The organism is Paenibacillus xylanilyticus (assembly GCF_009664365.1).
GTDB lineage: Bacteria > Bacillota > Bacilli > Paenibacillales > Paenibacillaceae > Paenibacillus > Paenibacillus xylanilyticus_A.
The window spans coordinates 3,685,535-3,703,860 of sequence record NZ_CP044310.1; the positions used below are offsets into that span (position 1 = coordinate 3,685,535).

The 18,326-nt window shown below is 44.0% G+C and carries 14 protein-coding genes and 1 pseudogene; 2 read left to right on the forward strand and 13 right to left on the reverse strand.

Annotated features, from left to right (window positions below):
* Nucleotides 1-30: 30 nt before the first annotated feature.
* The 3 genes and pseudogenes from F4V51_RS16340 to F4V51_RS29470 form a co-directional block, all read right to left on the reverse strand.
* Nucleotides 31-1,728: a cache domain-containing sensor histidine kinase gene (locus F4V51_RS16340; RefSeq protein ID WP_236146569.1), complete on the reverse strand. Its 1,698-nt coding sequence runs from the start codon at nucleotides 1,726-1,728 to the stop codon at nucleotides 31-33.
* 62 nt (nucleotides 1,729-1,790) lie between these two features.
* Nucleotides 1,791-3,425: a helix-turn-helix domain-containing protein gene (locus F4V51_RS16345; RefSeq protein WP_153978846.1), complete on the reverse strand. Its 1,635-nt coding sequence runs from the start codon at nucleotides 3,423-3,425 to the stop codon at nucleotides 1,791-1,793.
* A 907-nt stretch (nucleotides 3,426-4,332) separates the two neighbouring features.
* Nucleotides 4,333-5,199, reverse strand: a pseudogene (locus F4V51_RS29470) (collagen-like protein); the annotation flags it as partial.
* 574 nt (nucleotides 5,200-5,773) lie between these two features.
* On the opposite strand from F4V51_RS29470, the gene F4V51_RS16355 reads away from it, so the two are divergent.
* Nucleotides 5,774-6,148, forward strand: coding sequence for a MerR family transcriptional regulator (locus tag F4V51_RS16355; protein WP_153978847.1), 375 nt, complete (start codon nucleotides 5,774-5,776; stop codon nucleotides 6,146-6,148).
* Nucleotides 6,149-6,214: 66 nt separating this feature from the next.
* Nucleotides 6,215-7,183 carry an SDR family NAD(P)-dependent oxidoreductase gene (locus F4V51_RS16360; protein ID WP_153978848.1) on the forward strand — a complete coding sequence of 323 codons (969 nt, stop codon included), beginning with the start codon at nucleotides 6,215-6,217 and terminating at the stop codon, nucleotides 7,181-7,183.
* Nucleotides 7,184-7,246: 63 nt separating this feature from the next.
* On the opposite strand, the gene F4V51_RS16365 is transcribed toward F4V51_RS16360, so the two are convergent.
* The 10 genes from F4V51_RS16365 to F4V51_RS16410 form a co-directional block, all read right to left on the reverse strand.
* Complete coding sequence (locus F4V51_RS16365; RefSeq protein ID WP_153978849.1) at nucleotides 7,247-8,233, reverse strand: alpha/beta fold hydrolase; 987 nt, start codon at nucleotides 8,231-8,233, stop codon at nucleotides 7,247-7,249.
* 310 nt (nucleotides 8,234-8,543) lie between these two features.
* A complete protein-coding gene (locus F4V51_RS16370; RefSeq protein ID WP_153978850.1) occupies nucleotides 8,544-9,416 on the reverse strand; it encodes a serine/threonine-protein kinase in 873 nt (290 codons plus the stop codon).
* Nucleotides 9,417-9,723: 307 nt separating this feature from the next.
* Nucleotides 9,724-10,329 carry an acetylglutamate kinase gene (locus F4V51_RS16375; protein WP_153978851.1) on the reverse strand — a complete coding sequence of 202 codons (606 nt, stop codon included), beginning with the start codon at nucleotides 10,327-10,329 and terminating at the stop codon, nucleotides 9,724-9,726.
* Nucleotides 10,330-10,487: 158 nt separating this feature from the next.
* Nucleotides 10,488-11,375 (reverse strand): cation diffusion facilitator family transporter, encoded by an 888-nt coding sequence (locus F4V51_RS16380; RefSeq protein WP_095286659.1) that lies wholly within the window; start codon nucleotides 11,373-11,375, stop codon nucleotides 10,488-10,490.
* Between the two features lie 251 nt (nucleotides 11,376-11,626).
* Nucleotides 11,627-11,911 (reverse strand): hypothetical protein, encoded by a 285-nt coding sequence (locus tag F4V51_RS16385; RefSeq protein ID WP_153980727.1) that lies wholly within the window; start codon nucleotides 11,909-11,911, stop codon nucleotides 11,627-11,629.
* Complete coding sequence (locus F4V51_RS16390; RefSeq protein ID WP_095286658.1) at nucleotides 11,911-12,210, reverse strand: DUF2089 family protein; 300 nt, start codon at nucleotides 12,208-12,210, stop codon at nucleotides 11,911-11,913. Before F4V51_RS16390 ends, F4V51_RS16385 begins: the two co-directional genes overlap by 1 nt.
* 173 nt (nucleotides 12,211-12,383) lie before the next feature.
* The gene (locus tag F4V51_RS16395; RefSeq protein ID WP_162009950.1) at nucleotides 12,384-13,811 is read right to left on the reverse strand and encodes a VanZ family protein; all 1,428 of its coding nucleotides are present in this window, start codon (nucleotides 13,809-13,811) and stop codon (nucleotides 12,384-12,386) included.
* A gap of 235 nt (nucleotides 13,812-14,046) precedes the next feature.
* Nucleotides 14,047-15,345, reverse strand: a complete 1,299-nt coding sequence (locus tag F4V51_RS16400) for an NCS2 family permease (RefSeq protein ID WP_153978853.1) — start codon at nucleotides 15,343-15,345, stop codon at nucleotides 14,047-14,049.
* Between the two features lie 370 nt (nucleotides 15,346-15,715).
* Nucleotides 15,716-16,705 carry an alpha/beta hydrolase gene (locus F4V51_RS16405; RefSeq protein ID WP_167301700.1) on the reverse strand — a complete coding sequence of 330 codons (990 nt, stop codon included), beginning with the start codon at nucleotides 16,703-16,705 and terminating at the stop codon, nucleotides 15,716-15,718.
* Between the two features lie 283 nt (nucleotides 16,706-16,988).
* On the reverse strand, nucleotides 16,989-18,302 hold the full coding sequence (locus F4V51_RS16410; RefSeq protein ID WP_153978855.1) for an ABC transporter substrate-binding protein: 1,314 nt from the start codon (nucleotides 18,300-18,302) through the stop codon (nucleotides 16,989-16,991).
* Nucleotides 18,303-18,326: the final 24 nt, after the last annotated feature.

Here is an 18,326-nt window from a genome sequence, read left to right on the forward strand (position 1 = left end):
CTGCAGGATCACCTGCAAGCCTCTATTTTTTTACTCAGGTACACTCGCAATAGCAGGCAGCAGGATGGAGAAAATCGTACCTTCTCCCACCTTGCTCTCTACCCGTACTCCATAGGGTTTGCCAAAATGCAGTTGAATGCGCCGCTGCACATTATGAAGACCGATTCCATTAGAACCATTGCCCGGATCGACCCTTCCTTCCATAAAACTCCGAATGGCATGATGTTCCATACCGACACCATTATCACAGACTTCTATTGAAATATTATCACCCTGCGGCTGAATCCGAATCGTAATAACACCGTCTTCTTCGATTTCGGCCAGACCGTGAAAGATGGCATTTTCAATAATGGGCTGTAGAATCATCTTGGGCATAAGATAATCCAACAGATCATTTTCAATCTCATATCTCATCTGAATAGACCCATAATATCTGACGTTCTGTATGGTTGCGTAATTCATGATATTATCCACTTCCTCGCGAATGGTTACCAGGGTTCCGTCCGACTTGGTCGCATAGCGAAGCATCGAAATAAGTGCATCTGTCATTTCCACGATTTTGTCAGCTTGCTGCATGGATGCAATCCATTTTACGGATCCAAGTGTATTGTACAGAAAGTGAGGGTTGATCTGGTCATGAAGTGCTCGCATCTCGGCGGCCGCTTTCTCTATTTCTTCTTTTTGCATTCGCTCAACCATACGTTTCAGTTCATACGACATCTTATTGAAGCGAACGGATAAATGTCCGATCTCGTCTCGAGATCGAACCTCTTCCACCTGTTCAAACTGCCCTTTTTCAACCAGCGCGATATTACGTAAAAGTTTCTTGATGGGGCGTGTGATCACATGCGAGAGAAAAATCGAAATAATGGCAGCAAACAGGGACATGACGATAGCCAGCATGATGAGATTACGACCCAGTATTTTGCCATCCGCAGTCAGCTCATCCAAAGGCATATATAAGTAAGTGGTCCACTTTTGCTGACTTAGCGGGCTGGTTACGACAATATTCAATGATTCTACTGGACGAACGTTATCACGGAACAAGGTCCCAATCAGCTGGTCATTTACGTTGTATACAATTTTGTCATCCTCATCAACGATCATGAATCTGGAGCGAAGTCCTTCCTGCAAGTTGCGATTAACGATCTCTATAAATCTAATATCGATGCTGACGACGATCACTCCGAGCAGTTTTCCATTGGTCACATCATGAATCTTACGTGCGTGTGATACGGCCAGGATTTTATTTTCCAATTGCTTGTCAATCCTGGTGGTCAACGTAATCGTTCGATCATCGGAATGCATAAACTTTTTAAACCATAATTCGTTCGCCATCTTAAAGTTGGGGTCTATGGGCTGGTGTGGACTAACGAACAGATCCTGTCCTCCGTTCAAGTTATAGAGGTAAATGGAAAATACGCGGTCCTTCATCATGATGTAATTCATTAGCAGATTATAGGCCGCAATCTCATTCTGCTCCTTACCATCCCGCAGGAAATCCTGGATCGGAAAGCTTCCATCATGTGTCGCAGACAAACTGTCGTTAAGACCATTACTGGCCAGCAGTGAGATTTTCTCGATTTCTTTGAGAAACTCGTCAATACGAATATTGGTCTGCTTGGCCAGATCGCTCAGCAGCTTGGTATAATTCTGTGCCAACAAGCGTTCAGAAGAGTAATATGAATTAATGGTCATTACGAATACCGGAAGGATAATCACTGTCATACAAATCACCAAAATTTTGTACTTGATACGGAAGAGTCCTGGACGCTTCATATGCTGCACCTCTATTCACGGGATAACCTGGACTCCAGCTCTAGCTCACGGTATTCCTCTGGAGTTACACCTACTGACTTTTTAAAAATCTTACTGAAATACGTGTAATTGTGGTACCCCACCGCATCTGCGATCTCATATACTTTTAATTCGCGGCTTAATAGATAAGTCTTGGCATGTTCGATTCGAACCCGTGTCAAGTAGGAGATAAAGTTCTCTCCTTTTTCCTGCTTAAACATTCTGCTAAGATACGACGGATTCACATTAATCTGACCAGCGACGCTTTGCAAAGAAATGTCCTCGGCATAATACTTGTCAATGATTTGAATGGCCAGATCTGCATACGTAAGCTCCTGCATGATTTGGGAATCGGCTTGAAAGCAATATGCGATATGCGTCAGCATTTCCTGATGAATGTCCTCCCAATATTCTCCTCTTAGAACCCTTTCATAGGGCGACTCTTCCTTTAAGTAAGGCTTGCTGCCTCGTGTATCGCGTGTCATATGAGAGTGGAGCATTTCCATTATCGTGATATATTGCTTACGAATACTGTTCTCATCCCCCCGCTTTGCTTCCAGATCCGATCGCACCATTTCAAGAAACTTCTCCGCCTCTTTGACGTCTTTGCTTACCCACAACTTATGAATGTCTTTTTGTTGCTGCGGACTCAGCATCCCATTTATTTCGTATCGTGCCGGTGCTTGAGCCAGACTCTCGTAAAACAATACTCTGTTGCTACCTGTAAAGAAACTCTCCCTTAGCGCGGACTCTGCCTCTTGACATGCCTTCCTAAGAAAGCGAAATCCGGAAACCGTTGTACTTACACCAGCCGTTAGTGATAGATTCATGAAATCCTTGATCGAGGATAGAAGCTTGCTGCACAGTTTATTAATATCGACCTGGCTGGACCCACTGCCAGAAGGGAGATTGACGATAACCCAATATTCGGATGAACTTTCAACTAAGATCTCTTTGTTCCACTTGGATGGAATGATCTCCTCCATAATATTCACGATCGAAAAGCGGAGCAGCTTCTCTCCTTTCTCAATATATTTCCTCTTCACTTGCTCGTAATAGTTCACGACAAACTTGATCACCACAAGCCTGTCAGACCGTATGCGAAAATGCAGTTCTTCGGCTTTGGTAATCATATCTTTTTCACTTATGAATCCGCTTACAATATCCTGGAAGAAACTATCCTTGAGATGTCTTAAACTCTTCGAATAATCATGCTGCACCAATGGTACATTGGTCAGACTGTTCTGTTCGCTTTGCAGTTTCTGCCTGATCTTCGTAAGCAGTTCGATCAGGGATGTTTCTGTAATTTCACTTTTGATCAAGTAGTCTACCGCACCCAGCTTTAATGCTTCCTTCACATAATGGAGTTCATCAAAATTACTCAGAATGACATACTTGCAATTTTTCAGTACTACAGATGCTTCTTTTATTAGCTTAAGACCATCCATAATCGGCATTTTGATATCCGTAATGATCAGATCGGGAGAAGCTTCGAGTGCAAGCTCCAATCCTTCCTTACCATTTCCTGCTTCACCGACAACACAAAAGTCAAATTCCTCCCAGTTCAGCATGGAACGAATTCCAACGCGCATCAACAATTCGTCGTCCACAATCATCAGTTTATACATGAGAACCCCCAGTTTACGTTATTTCGTGATGAACCCTATTCTATTGATTTTGCTGAAAAATGTGAAAGCACTGGAGCTTTTTAGCTATTTTACCATTGCAAAGAGAACGAGCCTATCTCCTTCAGAACTAAAATTCTGGTCCATATGTAAAGCCCGGAGCTTGTCTACTTCTCTTACAGCCACATCACCCAACAGCAAGAGATCTGTTGAAACCTGTATTTGCGGAGATTGAATCCTTGGAAAAGGTTCCCCGGTAAACAAAACAATGGAGCACCTACGACTGACAAGCTGCTCCATTACGGCTCTCTCTATTCTTATCAAAATGAACTGGTATTCAATACGCTTGAAACAAGCTATTCCTCGATTCTTCTACAAAGCAATAAAGCCGATGGTTGGATATCGGCTATACTAATCCAGCGACCCATGGGGATAACAGCAAACTGACATCACTGGTATTAATAAGATCACCAACCGCTAAACCTGTAAGATTTTGAACTCTGAAATTGATTGGAATAGCGTCATCTACAGTCCCTGTTCCTGTAGTACGGCCACCTATGGATGAACCGTTAATTTGGTTATAAACAGCTAAGTAATAGACTATATTACCTGAAAGGGTCACTGGTGCAGTTAATGGCAATATGAACAGGCCTGGTGTTATGGTTGTTGCTACCGTAGTGACACCAATGACGCTTGCTGTGGTGCCAGTGATTGGCTCCAGCACGGCCATCTGAAAGGTACCTGTATTTGTACCCATTTGTGTAACAAACGCTGCAAGTCTGCTGATCGTAGAGTCTTGACCATCAAAAGCCAGTGCCCCAATGGCCTGATTATTTCCGCTCCCAGCATTAAATGGGATTAACGTATCGATGTCTCCTATTTTGAGAGTTTCAATAAACGGTGAATCGATGCCAGCAATTCCAGTCGCCCCAGTCACACCGGTTACTCCCGTTGAACCTGTAACGCCCGTTGCACCCGTTAAACCTGTGGCACCGGTTGGGCCAGTAGCTCCTGTAGCGCCTGTTGCTCCAGTGACTCCCTGCGCACCCGCTGCACCTACGCCTCCGGTGGCTCCAGTTGGACCTGTGGCTCCGGTTGCTCCGGTGACTCCCTGCGCACCCGCTGTACCCACGCCTCCAGTTGCTCCAGTCGGACCTGTTGGACCTGTTGCTCCAGTTGCTCCCTGCGCACCCGCTGCACCTGCGCCTCCGGTGGCTCCTGTCGCTCCTGTAGCGCCTGTTGCTCCAGTGACTCCCTGCGCACCGGCTGCACCTACGCCTCCGGTGGCTCCAGTTGGACCTGTGGCTCCGGTTGCTCCAGTGGCTCCCTGCGCACCCGCTGCACCTGCGCCTCCGCTTACTCCGGTTGGACCTGTAGCACCTGTTGCTCCAGTGGCTCCCTGCGCACCGGCTGCACCTGCGCCTCCACTTGCTCCGGTTGGACCTGTGGCTCCGGTTGCTCCGGTGACTCCCTGAACACCCGCTGCACCTACGCCTCCGCTTACTCCGGTTAGACCTGTTGCTCCGGTGACTCCGGTAACGCCTGTCGCTTCTGCTGCACCCACGCCTCCGGTGGCTCCCGTTGGACCTGTGTTGCCTGTTGCACCGGTAACTCCTTGCGCACCCGCTGCACCCACGCCTCCAGTTGCTCCCGTAATTCCTGTAGCGCCCATTGTTCCGGTGACTCCCTGCGCACCCGCTGGACCAACACTCCCGGCTGCGCCTCTATCTCCTTTTACACCTCTATATCCTCGTGGTCCTCTCCAACCTGTACATCCTCTTTTACACTTTCTGCTCTTCTTTTTCTTATTATATTTCTTAGCATTGGCATCTCTACTACAGTATGGTTTATGATCTTTTGGAGACTCATGATTTGGAATCTGGCTATAACAAGGTTTTGTCTTCTTCAGTTTCTTCTTCGTCGAAGAGCGATGGCTGGCCTTTTTCGGGTGCTTACGCAAAGCGTTTTCTTTTATGCGAGTAATCTGATTCAGCTCCAATGAAAAGGTCAACTATTACACACCTCCTTATGCCTAAGATATGCGATGGTTGAAAACTGGGACTAGGTAAAGTCACCAATATATATAGCCTATCGTCATAAAGGCAAATGCTCCTAGTAACCAAATCCCATACGTAGGTCAAGCCAAATATGCAAAAACCTGAAATGCAATACTATGTATAACTGGGCTCTACCCGTAAGTCTAGACTCCATGAATTTCACTAGAGTTAGCTCCCTTCTCGCTTTCGACCAAACGGTTATTTTGTTAGTCTACGAATACCTTGATATATTTATATGAAGAGCTATTAGTCAGATATATAAAAATTGGAGTTCAAGTTTGTGAGGTGAAGCACGTGTATACCATAAGTGAAATGCAATCTATATTGAATATCAATGCTTCGACTCTCAGATATTACGAAAAAGAGGGGATTCTCCCCGAAATTGAACGTAATGATGGCGGAAGACGGGTTTACAGGGAAGAACATGTACTGCTGATGAAATTTCTCCTCTGCTTAAAAGAAACGGGAATGAGCATTGAAGACCTGAAAGCCTATATGAACTTAGGCTATCAGGTGGAGACTATGCTTGAAGACCGAAGAGATATTTTAATCCAACACAAAAAAAGCGTGGAAGAGCAGATCTCCCAAATCCAATCCAATCTGGAACGCATCAATCAAAAAATTGGATTCTATGATGATTTGATTTCGAAGAAGAACCTTCCCGAGTAGGATGCTTGACTTAAAGTTAACTTTAAGATGTATGTTATGTACACATCACGAAAAGGAGAATTACACATGCACTCAAACAAAACTTATCGTCGTACTCCTCAGGAGCCCATTACATCAGGTTACGGGAAACATTCCACAGCAAAAGAAACGCTCCAAGAAATCAATTTAAGCGATAAAATTTGTATTGTAACTGGTGGATACTCTGGCATTGGACTGGAGACCACACGTGCTTTGGCAGAAGCCGGTGCTACAGTCATTGTGCCTGCACGAACCATAGAGAAGGCTCGTACGGCTCTAGCCGATATCCCTCATGTTGAGATAGAAGAGCTTGATCTCATGGACCCTGCTTCCATTGATGCCTTCGCCAAGCGTTTCCTGGATTCGCAACGCCAACTTGATATTCTTATTAACAATGCTGGTATAATGGTTCCTCCTCTGACCCGGGATTTCCGTGGGTATGAATCCCAATTTGCTACCAATCATCTGGGACATTTCCAGCTCACTGCACGTTTGTGGCCTGCCCTTAAACAAGCTGGAAGCGCTAGAGTGGTATCGGTCTCCTCATCAGGCATTGTGTTTGGCGGAGTAAACTTTGAAGACCCGAATTTCGAACAAGAGCAATATGAGAAATGGAGAGCTTACGGACAGTCCAAATCTGCAAACTCCCTTTTTGCCGTTTCATTAGATGAATTCGGCTATGATTATGGCATTCGGGCATTCGCTGTCCATCCTGGTGCAATCTATACCGATTTGTCCCGCTTTCTGTCGGAGGAAGAATTGAATAGTCTGGACTTTGGCATGGATCTCAAGACAGAAGAGCAAGGAGCAGCAACGAGTGTATGGTGTGCCACAAGTCCGACGCTGGAAGGTCAAGGCGGTGTTTACTGTTTAGATGTGAACATTGCCAGAGCTGTACCTACGGTGCAGGATATGCCAGGTGTACTGCCTTGGGCCATTGACTCTGACTCAGCACAACGGTTGTGGGAGCTTAGCGAGAAATTAACTGGTGTGAAGTTTGATTTGGGACAGGTGTAAACAACAAGAAGCGAGCCGTGCATTGATTGCACAAGCTCGCTTCTTTTTATCCTATGACTACTTTTATTTTAATTCAGTAGTGAACTCCTTAATTTTTTCAGAGATTTCTTGGGGATGGGAGCGATACAAGTAATGTCCCGCATCCATTAGGACCATTTCTGCATGTGTAGCATCCTTTATTTGCTTCTCATGTTCGGGAACCCATCGATCCGTTGCCGCGTTATTCGCTTGAACAAAGAGAAGAACAGGTAAGTTTTGAGGGAACGATAGCTTCTCAGCTTCAGTAAAGTTGGTATACATGTGCTCTGCCTCGTTCAACTGCGTGTTGTTATACATGTTTTTACGTATGAAGATGTCTATTTGCTCTTTGGTTTGTTGATCATATGACAGTCCTTCATAAGGGTCCGTGCTCAATTTTAACTGTATGCGGTGGAAGCCCAGGTTCCGAAACCATTTAATCGGAGTGGTCACTGATGAATCAATGGTCTGTTCTTCTTTCAGCGTTGGAACACTGCTATCCAGCCCAATAAACGCTCTCACCTCGTCTGGATATTGGTTCACATAATCCAAGCTATAGATTCCTGATATGGAATGAGCCATGAGAATGTACCGGTCAATATCGAGGCTTTGTAATGCTTCATGAATTTCACTTACGATATTTGCAGTGCTGCGCTCCTTCTCGGTCTGATCGCTCAATCCGTAACCAAAAGGCTCAACGACGACGACTTTGTAAAATGGCGATAGCTCTGTGATGAGCGGTTTAAAATCAAGCGCAGGTGCCGCAGTTCCATAACCGGGTAACAGGACGACCGTCTCTTCGCCTTTCCCTTGAATCGAGACATTCATCTGCTTCCCATCCACAGATACAAGCTGACCGTAAGGTTCTGTTCTTTTTTGTTCTGAATAACGGCTAACCTGGTTAAATGTATACACGCTGGCTACAAAAAGCAGGATGGCTATTACGATTGCAGCGATGATTTTAAGTAAAATATGTAACACATTCTTGAATAATGTACGTTTCCTTACTTTCTTTGCTGCTTGTTGTGTCAATCTCTTTCAGCTCCTCTTGTCATCTTGTACAATGGCTTTCCGGTCCACTGATGCTAGTCTAACCAACCAAGTTGTCCTCTGAATGAATACAATATGAACGGAGTATGAACAAGAAGATGCAAAGGATAAAGCTCCTAAATTCCTTCCAGGCGTAAAAAATCAGACCATGTAATTAAAAAAAAGCCGCTAAATAGCGACTTTTCGTCAGAAAATGTTCAATTGTTATAACCCATTAAGCTCACGTAACTCGGAAAAAAAGAACATGACTTTGAAGCTTCTAAGCTTCTTCTAAGCTGCTATAGTCCACTGACTACTTTTTAGCTGCATTCCAAGCATTGAAGAATTCACGGACACTTCTGTATCGTTGATCACGTTCCTGACTAACCGCTCGTAAAGCGACTTCATATAGCGATCTGTTTGCTTCCCATTTTGCAAATGAATGATCCATCTCACCACCCAGCAGCCCGAATGCAATGGCTCCCATGGTAAACACATTCGTTCTCGCATCAATAGGCGCACCCCGTATGAACTCTTCCGGTGCCTTTGAGCGCGCTGCTCCCCAAAAGTTCTCTCCCATGTCATTGACTGAAGGAGCCGTTCTGTAAAAGTCAATGTCACAGATCTTCGTTTCACCCGTTGTAAAATCATATAGTATACTACCGTCATAAAAGTCAACAGCAACGTATCCTTTGGATTCCACGTGTTGATGAAACTCAAATATTTTATCCAGTGAATGCTGTCTCTGCTCGGCAGATAGCTGTCTATATTTATAAAAAGGCGATTCCGGATGACTTTGTTTCGCTTCACCTGCAAATAACCAGTGTGAATGCAGGCATTCGCCAGTAAACCATTCAAAAATGACAGCATACCCATTTGCCGTTTCAAAATGCTCTATACGTTCAATGAGATTGGGATGAGCCAGGGTTTTGTACAGCGGCATGGCACTCTTTAATCTGGCAATTGCATCTCCGGGATTTCCTGAAAAAGCCATGGGTCTGCATCCCGCATATTTAACAAATCGCTTCTTGCCGTTAATCTCAACTCCAAAACTGATGTTACCCGAATCCTGCTGGTCAAACACGCTAAAAACGGTACCAAGCGCTTGCAGCCATGTGAAATCATGTTCTTCTTGAAGTTCGAATGTTACACGATCCATCTTGAATGAAATCGATTTTTGATCCATACTATTGTCCCCTCACCATTTGGGGAATCACGCCGTTTATAGGGCTACTTAAACGTGTTTACCCTTTTTTGATCTGCCCTGTTATCGTATAAATGTCTTCTCATAAGACATCACTCCTCTCATATGCTGTACCACTATTATCCATCTAAATGGTATTATTGCAAACCTCCATCAGGTGAGGAAACTCCCCTTAGTTTACTTAATCACTGAAAATCAAAAAAAGTCGCTTTAGTTAGCGACTTATTGTTCAAACAATCTTATTTAACTATTCTGAAAAAATTCAATTGGATGCCTTCATGCATTTTGATTAATACTGAAACACCGTCGGGAATTGTTGTACAATTCCCATTGTCATCATATCCGCCATCTCTAACGCCTGTTGTTGAATGGGATCACTTATTGCAACATTTCTAACGTAATCTTTCGCTATCCGCGTTGCCACCTCTTCCGTGAGGAGACGTAAATGTTCATGCATCATACGTTGCCATTCGATTTGAGACCAGTATGGATTAATTTGGGCCAGAAAGGCTGCAATTGCATCTGCATTCGCATACCACCGTTTCTGAGCATCTTCTGCAGCTGCTGTGTTACCAGACTTCAAGTTACTAACAAGTTCGGCCGCAATGGTTAAATGTTCTCTGAACAATGTTTCAAATTGCTTGGCAATAGCCGTCCCATACAACGGTTCAAGCACCATGGCGAAATCACTTGGATTGCGTAAAAGTCTTGCGGTTGTTGGCTGGACATCCTCAAGCCCATCGACGATACTGTTTACGGTTAATCTCGTCCAGAACACATGCTGTTCCCATAGTGATCTGAGCTTCCTGTTCAGATCGACACTGGCTGGCGTCCAGCTCAAATGATCTGATTTTCGATAGACAGGATAATAGTAGGTTGGAATATAATTCATCATTATCCGTCAGCTCCTTTTCTACAACAATATATAGGCAATAGCCTTCATTGGTGCATTCGGATGAGCGAAGTTGATTCTTTTGTCATTCCTGATATTTATCAAAAAAATAAAAACCAATGAACGAGTGAACGTCCACTGGTTTACATCTTCAATATCGTTTACACGGATTCTTCCCACATCTCGGGTTCAACATGTACATGTACAGTATACACATCGTGTTCTCGAAGCAATTCGTCTTCAACATCGGTGCATATATCGTGTGCTTGGTGCATGTCCAGGTCAGAACGAACCGTAATAACGACGTCTACAACCGCATTATTGCCGTAGCTTCTCGCTCTTACATCTTTCACCGTCTCTACCCCATCAATCGTGGCAATGGTTTTTCTGTACTCCCGAATAAGCTCCACATCAAAACCGTCTGTTAAATGGTGAGTAGCCTCTTTGAAAATATCCCATGCTGTTTTACAAATGAGGAAACCTACGATGACTGCTGTTACGGGGTCAAGCCAAGGCAGTCCAAATTGCGAGCCTGCAATTCCAATCACAGTACCTATACTTACCCAAGCATCAGATATATTATCACGAGCTGCGGCCATGACAGCCTGGCTTTTAATTTTGGTAGCGAGTCGTTTATTAAACCGATAGACCAAGTACATCACAACTGCACAGAAAATGCCTGTATATGCGGCAATCAGATCCGGGGATTCACTTTCCCCTTGAAAAACGGAACCAATGGCTTCGAACAAAACCTGTAAACCAACAGCCATCATAATGAACGAAGCCACTAACGATGCTACGGTCTCCGCTTTCCAGTGACCATATGTATGATCCTTGTCTGCTGGCCGTTGAGCAAGCCGGAGTCCAATAAGGACAGCGATCGAGGCCACAATATCGGTTGCGTTATTCAACCCATCTGCTTTGAGCGCTTCTGAGCCTGCGATCGAACCGATAACCAGTTTTAATGCGGTCAGGCATATATAAGCAATGATGCTAATAATGGCTCCTCGTTCACCCATTTTTAAATTGTCGTACTTCAGTTGATCCACGAAAAAAATCCTCCTGCATTCCCCAGTCTTCTAGCACGTTTTTGATAGTATCATCGAGAGATTATGTGGGTCTAGAGAAACGTTTTGGGCACAGTGAAACATAATCTGAACACGGCAAGACTGTTATAACGAACTAAAAGAATTGGAGTGGGTAAACTTTTCCCGTGTGTAGAACTACAATTAGAAAAAGCGAGCTGTTTGCTCGCTTTTGTACAACCCTGCATCTCATCCCATTTTTGTTCTTCGCGTATCTAGTTCATGTCGTGAGTCTTCATCTTGGCTAATTCCTTATTTCTCTTCAGTTGAAGTGATTTTCTTCCCGCACTCCATTCAGCAATCAGGAAGAGCAATCCTAGTAGTAGATACAGGATAAAACCAAGAGTACTTTCAATACGTTCTGTAACAAACATCCATGTGGAGATTCCAATATAAGCTACGGGTACAATTGCACCCCAATAAACGTTGCTTCTGGTTGAAAAAAAGTACTGAACTGCCAGTATTCCTACAATGATCAATAATCTGTAAACATCGTTCATCATTCACTTTTCCTCTCTTGTTTATATTTCTGAATAATTAGTTTGGCATCATCTACGCTTATCCGGTCATCAATAGATAAATTCTTAATGAATTTAATAAAATCTTCGTTATCCTCTGCTTCATTGACCTTTATTTTCTCAATAAGCCGATCGAGCTTAATTCTTACGGTTGGATACGAGACTTCATATATCTTCGCAATTTCTTTTAATGATCCTGAGTTTAGAACAAATTTTCGGATAAACTCCATATCCTCATTTTCCAAAGCTAAAACCCAATTAGGCACGTCTTTAATATCCATATTCCCCCTCCTTTTATACATATAATAACCAAATAATTAAATAAAATCAAATTTTATTTTAATAATATTAAACATAAAGTTGATTTAATTATAAATATTATAAAAACTAAAGAAACAAACACAAAAAACCATTGAGCTCATCACAAGCTCAACGGTCCTTTTCATACTCTTAGTCAATTCTTCAAGGCTGGTATCTGAGTGCTCCACTCTTCCCCGTTGACGGTTCCCTTGAATTGGTAGACGGGCTGGTAATACCCTTTTGAATCGTAGACATAGGTCAGTTCATAATCGGTCACAATCAATTCGTCGTTTTTTTGCAGATCATTATACATGTAGAAATTCCCTCTAAGAACTTCTTCATACGCGTCCGCCGGACTGCTCACATCTACGGTACGTATATATTTATTCTTATTCATGGCATAGAACAAATCTTGTGGAATAAGACCTTCTGCCGCAGGAACAATGATGATCATCCCATGATCTACGTCTCGCTGTTCTGTTGCCATTTCGGAGTTGGACATATGCAAATCCCATCGAACGGTATCTTCATTTTGTGTACTAAATTCAGCTTCCTTAGGCAGTAATCCTTGCTGACTTAGCCACTTACCATAGGCAGTTCCTTTTTCCTCCAAAACCTCCGCCTGCATTGAGTTCGTCGCATACTGATTAGGTGCCAACGACCAATTGCCACTATTCACGTTGTAATTAAAGGTGTAATCGGTTCCTCCGCTGTCATACAGATTCCAGATCCGGTTGAATCCGTCAATGGAGATGTGACCTCTCTGCTGCAGTTGAAAATGATCACTCAGTAATGAAACCATCTGCTTGGCATACTCCATGTTATGAATCTCAAAGCTTCGATATAGTGCTACGGGTTCAGCGTGGTCGGGCAGTTTTGTGTCTAGCGTCACATGGACCTGATTCATTTTCTGCGATGTGGCTGGACGAATGGCAAGATTCCCGAGCTCTTGGCTGGAATACATCATGAGTGCCCCTGTAAATAACAGTACAAAGGTCAAAGGAATGCAGAGGGCACGAAACATCGCTTTGAGGGATATTCTCTTTTGCTGCCTGATATCAAGGATTGCACTCATCAACCCGTATCCTGCTAAACTGCCGAGCGTATTGTGCAATATGTCATCCAGTTCAAATATCCCTCTGCCTGTCGCCATTTGAAATGTTTCTATACCAATTGTGATCATTAGCGATATGATTAATATCGATTTGAAGCCACGTGTCTTCTTTCCCAGAAGTGGAAGCAGGAAGCCTAGGGGTGCAAACATCAACATATTGAAAATAATAAGCTGGAATTCACTCAGCGACCATTGGTTCCATGCATTTACATAGCCGCTGAACAACTCCAGGTTTACCCATCCGCTATAGTTAGCCCCTCTGCTAAATGTTGTTAACATCATGACCATGATCAGCCAGCCCATCAATGAAAATGAGGCTATAAACTGCCATAATTTTATGATGCGTTTTCCTCCTCTTTTTCTATACAACCTATACGCCAATAACACGATTCCAAAGGCTATGAGACCGACTATTAATGCAACACCCGCAACAGGTAATAGTTTCTGTACCACTTGAATGAAATCCATCTGTATCTCCTCCATCATGATTGGCTGCACTGCGCAACTTTTAATAGTTCAAGTATACTGACAGTGGAAAAAAGCTCCTATCTATCAAGCTTTCATGAATCTTTCAATCGTGTAAGATTGTACTTGAGATCCTAAGTAATAAATTTGGTTTCAATTCTGAAAAGGTGTTTAAATACCAAAAAGGAGAGCCGCTTGTACAATTACAAGCAGCTCTCCTTCTATTATAAATCGTTTTTTAGTGATCCAAAAATACAAGCTGGATGAAGAACAATACCGCAAACACGTAGAATACCGGATGAACATCCTTGCCTTTACCACGAAGCAGCTTCAGAACCGGATAGAAGATGAATCCTACGCCAATACCCGTCGCAATACTGTGCGTTAGTGGAGTAAGGATGATAATCAGGAAAGCAGGAAATGTTTCTTCGAGATCCTTCCAGTTGATTTTGCTGATAACGCTGATCATGAAGTACCCGACAATAATCAGTGCCGGAGAAGTAATCGCTGGAATACCGGATATTACGCTTACGATAGGTGTGAAGAACAGCGTAAGCGCAAGCAGCACACTTACCGTTACTGCCGTCAGTCCCGTTCTTCCTCCTGCAGCTACCCCTGTGCTGGACTCGATATAAGCCGATGTTGGGCTGGTTCCGAGCAAGGCGCCGGTCGTTGTTCCTACGGCATCTGCCAAGAGCGCACCGCGTGAGCGAGGGAATTTCCCGTCTTTCAGGAGTCCTGCTTGTTCAGCAACACCCAGCATCGTTCCCGTTGTATCAAATAGCGTAATTAACAGGAAGGTGAAGATGATCGTATACAAGCCATTTGAGAATACACCTGACAAATCCAGTTGGAAAGCCGTTGCTGTAAGCCCTTCCGGCATGGATACGATGGATTCCGGCATTTGAAATAGCCCCATTATCCAGGCCAGAATCGCTGTAACCACCATTCCGATGAACAGATAACCTTTTACATTGTAAGCCATCAACACAACCGTAATAATCAACCCAATAATCGTCAGGTAGGTCATTGGTTCTGCCAAATTCCCGATGGTAATCAAATTCGACTCCGAATCGGCAATAATTCCTGCATTTTGCAAGCCTACCGTCGTAATAAACAGACCGATCCCTGCTGTAATCGCGTGCTTAAGACTCGCCGGAATGGCATCGAGCAGCATGTAACGGAAGGAAGTAAGTGATAAAACAATAAACAAAAGCCCTGCGATAAATACCGCACCTAGTGCAACCTGCCAGGACACACCATATCCTGCAACTACACTGTAGGCAAAAAATGCATTCAGACCCATACCCGGCGCGATAACGATCGGATAGTTGGACCATATCCCCATAATCAGCGTTGCCACAATGCTCGCCAGTACTGTTGCAATGAATACCCCGTTGAACTCCATTCCCGTGCTGCTGAGTATTCCCGGGTTTACGATCACTATGTATACCATCGTGAAGAATGTCGTGATCCCTGCGATGATTTCGGTTGAAACACTCGTGCCTCTTTCTTTCAGTTTGAACCAATTGTTCATGGTAAAGCCAGCCTCCAACTTTCAATTATTTCTGGATTAGATAAAAACAAAAAAATCCTAATCTTCGTATAGGATTGTAATATTACCGCTCCTATATTCGTCATTAGGATTGAACAGCTAAGCTTAGAGATTCAAAAAGTGATCCTCATATCTGTTATAACCTGATGTCCATTTCGTATTTTAATAAAAGTAACACGCATTGTCAACGAATCAACCGATTTGTTCACAGTTAATTACGAACTATAACTATGGATTGCAATTAATTCATTCGTTTTTCGGGTAGAGATACATTCCCTTTCTGATCATCCGTAATCGGAAATGCATAACAAAAAAAACGGCACCCATTATGGTACCGCAGTTTTATGATCAACTAACCTACTCGATTTGTTTTCATATACTCTCTAAATTCCTCAGCAATTTCTCGGTATTTCGTATGATGCAGGTAGTGTGAACCTTCCATCGGGATCATCTTGCCCTGGGCAGATTGTGCGGCTTGCTCCGCATGCAGCGGAACCCACTGCGGATTGTTCTCATTATTCGATTGAACAAAAAGAAGCACGGGCAGATCAGCAGGATAAGTGAGCTGTTCTCCATTTTTGAAGTTGGAGCCGAGATGCCTTAGCTCATCCAACAGCGTCGGATTGGTCGCAACCTGATTCGAAATCAATTCCATCTGCTCTTTGGTATGTTCATCGAAATCAAGAGATGCATAAGGATCTGCACTCACTGCTTTCATGAATCTCATCCAACCTGAATCCTGAAGGAACTGCATCAATCCCAGAGGCAATTGCACATCCATGCCGGGTTGATTGGGAACACTGCTGTCAATGCCGACAAAAGCAAGAACTTCATCCGGATATGTCTTCACATAGGATACTCCATAAAGTCCTGTGATTGAATGCCCCATCAGAATGTAACGGTCAATACCAAGCTGCTGTACAGCTTCGTGATATTCGCTGATAATATTCTCTGTTGTTCTCGCCTTCTCCGTTTCGTCACTCAACCCATAACCAAAGGGCTCAATGGCTACGACTCTGTAATCGGGAGACAATTCATCAATCAACAATTTGAAGTCAAGCACCGGCGATGGAGTACCTTGTCCCGGAAGCAGAACAATCGTCTGCTCACCCTCTCCTTGAATATATACATTCATCTTTTTCCCATCCACATGGACATACTGGCCATACGGTTCGATTTTCTTTTTCTCGACTCCGTTACTGATGGCATTCACTACAAATACGATGCCCATGCACAGTACAAGTCCACCGGCGATACCTCCGATTATTTTCAACCATAAGCTTCGTTTCTTACGGATTTTCGTTCCCGTTGTTTGTATTTCCACCGTTTTTGCCACATTCATCTTCTCCTGTCTTCGCTTCTGAAGCGTCGCCTTGGCGACATAGTTGAAGTGTAACCAAGCAAGATGTCTACTTCGTGACGGCAGTATGAACTGAATATGAACAAGTCAAAATCAAGTGATGTCATTGTTAAATCAACGTAACTGGAGAATACGATTCACATCCCTTGGGCCTGGTTTTGTCCTCGTTATGAAGCGCTAAGCCCGATTCTCTCCATTTCCCAGGGACATAACAAAGGGGCTAGCGGAAAATTACCGTCTAACCCCTTTGCACTTTCATCTTGTTCTACTTACTCAACAAGGCATCAGCCTTCTTCGCTGCTTCGGCTATTGCTGCTTCTGCCGTAACGGACGAATCAACAACTGCACGAAGAATCTCATCCTTAATCATCTCACCAATTTCAGGATAAACCTTCTGCATCGGACGAGGACCTGCATATTCCAGTTGGTCTACCGCTACTTTAAACAGCGGCTTCTCTTCATAAAGCTTCTTCATTTCATCACTTTCCACCGCGCTGATTCGGCTAGGCAAATATCCCGTGAAGGAGCTCGCATAGATCGTTTGCTCTTTCGAGGTCATCCACTTGATAAACTTCCACGCCGCTTCCTGCTTTTCGGGGGACAGGCCAGAGGTCATGACCAGGTTTGCACCACCCGTTGGCACACCAAACGTATCATTTGCAGGCATAAATGTCGTTCCAAGTTCAAAGCCCTGCTCTTCTGCAACCTTCATATTATTGGTCAGGTCTGCAGTGGAAGCGAACAGCATCGCTGAACGCTGATTGTGGAAATCCGTCTTGGCTTGCGTACCCGCGTCATCCGTCGTACCGATGCTCATGATGCCTTCATCCTTCATCTTCAGCCACAACTTCACAGGTGCAATTCCCGTTTCATTATTGAATGCCGCACTTTTCCCATCTTCACTAATCATCGTTCCTCCGCTCTGTCTTACAAAAGCTTCATAGAACCAAATATCGACAGGCATCGAGATGCCATAGCGCTGATCCTTAATCGTTAGCTTGCGTGCATAATCTTCAAATTCAGTCCAATTCTTCGGTCCTGCAGGATCAAGTCCCGCCTCCTCCAGCATCGTACGGTTGAAGTACAGGATAGGTGTACTGCGTAAATAAGGCAGAGCATACAGCTTGTCATTCACGTAGGAATTTCCCATCAGACCTGGAATGAAATCATCCATATCAAGCTGATCCTTCTCTACAAAAGAAGTCAACTCCTGCGTCATGCCGGATTCGGCAAATACACCAACCGAAGCAATTTCATTTTGCCATACTTCGGGAGCATTGCCCGCTGCAAAAGCAGCCTGTGCCTTGGAATGCTGATCTGCATACGATCCCTGATATTCTGCCTTCACAATTACTTCATCCTGGGATTCATTAAACATTTTCACCAGGTTCTCATTGTTCTCGGCAATCTTGTCCCCCCATGAGTACCAATATGTAATCTCTACCGGTTTGTTCGCCGTGCCGTTCGAACTCCCAGAAGCAGCAGCATTATCGCTTGAACCCGCAGAATTGGAATCACCACAACCAGCTAAAGCAAGTGCAAGCGTTCCTGCTAACAAAAGTGAACCAAACTTCTTCATGAATAAACCCTCCTACGAATAATG

Bases quoted from the DNA above. Each gene is read 5' to 3' on its own strand.
- F4V51_RS16340 (WP_236146569.1), bottom strand. From the start codon at position 1,728: ATGACAGTGATTATCCTTCCGGTATTCGTAATGACCATTAATTCATAT.
- F4V51_RS16345 (WP_153978846.1), bottom strand. From the start codon at position 3,425: ATGTATAAACTGATGATTGTGGACGACGAATTGTTGATGCGCGTTGGA.
- F4V51_RS16360 (WP_153978848.1), top strand. From the start codon at position 6,215: ATGCACTCAAACAAAACTTATCGTCGTACTCCTCAGGAGCCCATTACA.
- F4V51_RS16370 (WP_153978850.1), bottom strand. From the start codon at position 9,416: ATGGATCAAAAATCGATTTCATTCAAGATGGATCGTGTAACATTCGAA.
- F4V51_RS16375 (WP_153978851.1), bottom strand. From the start codon at position 10,329: ATGATGAATTATATTCCAACCTACTATTATCCTGTCTATCGAAAATCA.
- F4V51_RS16385 (WP_153980727.1), bottom strand. From the start codon at position 11,911: ATGAACGATGTTTACAGATTATTGATCATTGTAGGAATACTGGCAGTT.
- F4V51_RS16390 (WP_095286658.1), bottom strand. From the start codon at position 12,210: ATGGATATTAAAGACGTGCCTAATTGGGTTTTAGCTTTGGAAAATGAG.
- F4V51_RS16395 (WP_162009950.1), bottom strand. From the start codon at position 13,811: ATGGATTTCATTCAAGTGGTACAGAAACTATTACCTGTTGCGGGTGTT.
- F4V51_RS16400 (WP_153978853.1), bottom strand. From the start codon at position 15,345: ATGAACAATTGGTTCAAACTGAAAGAAAGAGGCACGAGTGTTTCAACC.
- F4V51_RS16405 (WP_167301700.1), bottom strand. From the start codon at position 16,705: ATGAATGTGGCAAAAACGGTGGAAATACAAACAACGGGAACGAAAATC.
- F4V51_RS16410 (WP_153978855.1), bottom strand. From the start codon at position 18,302: ATGAAGAAGTTTGGTTCACTTTTGTTAGCAGGAACGCTTGCACTTGCT.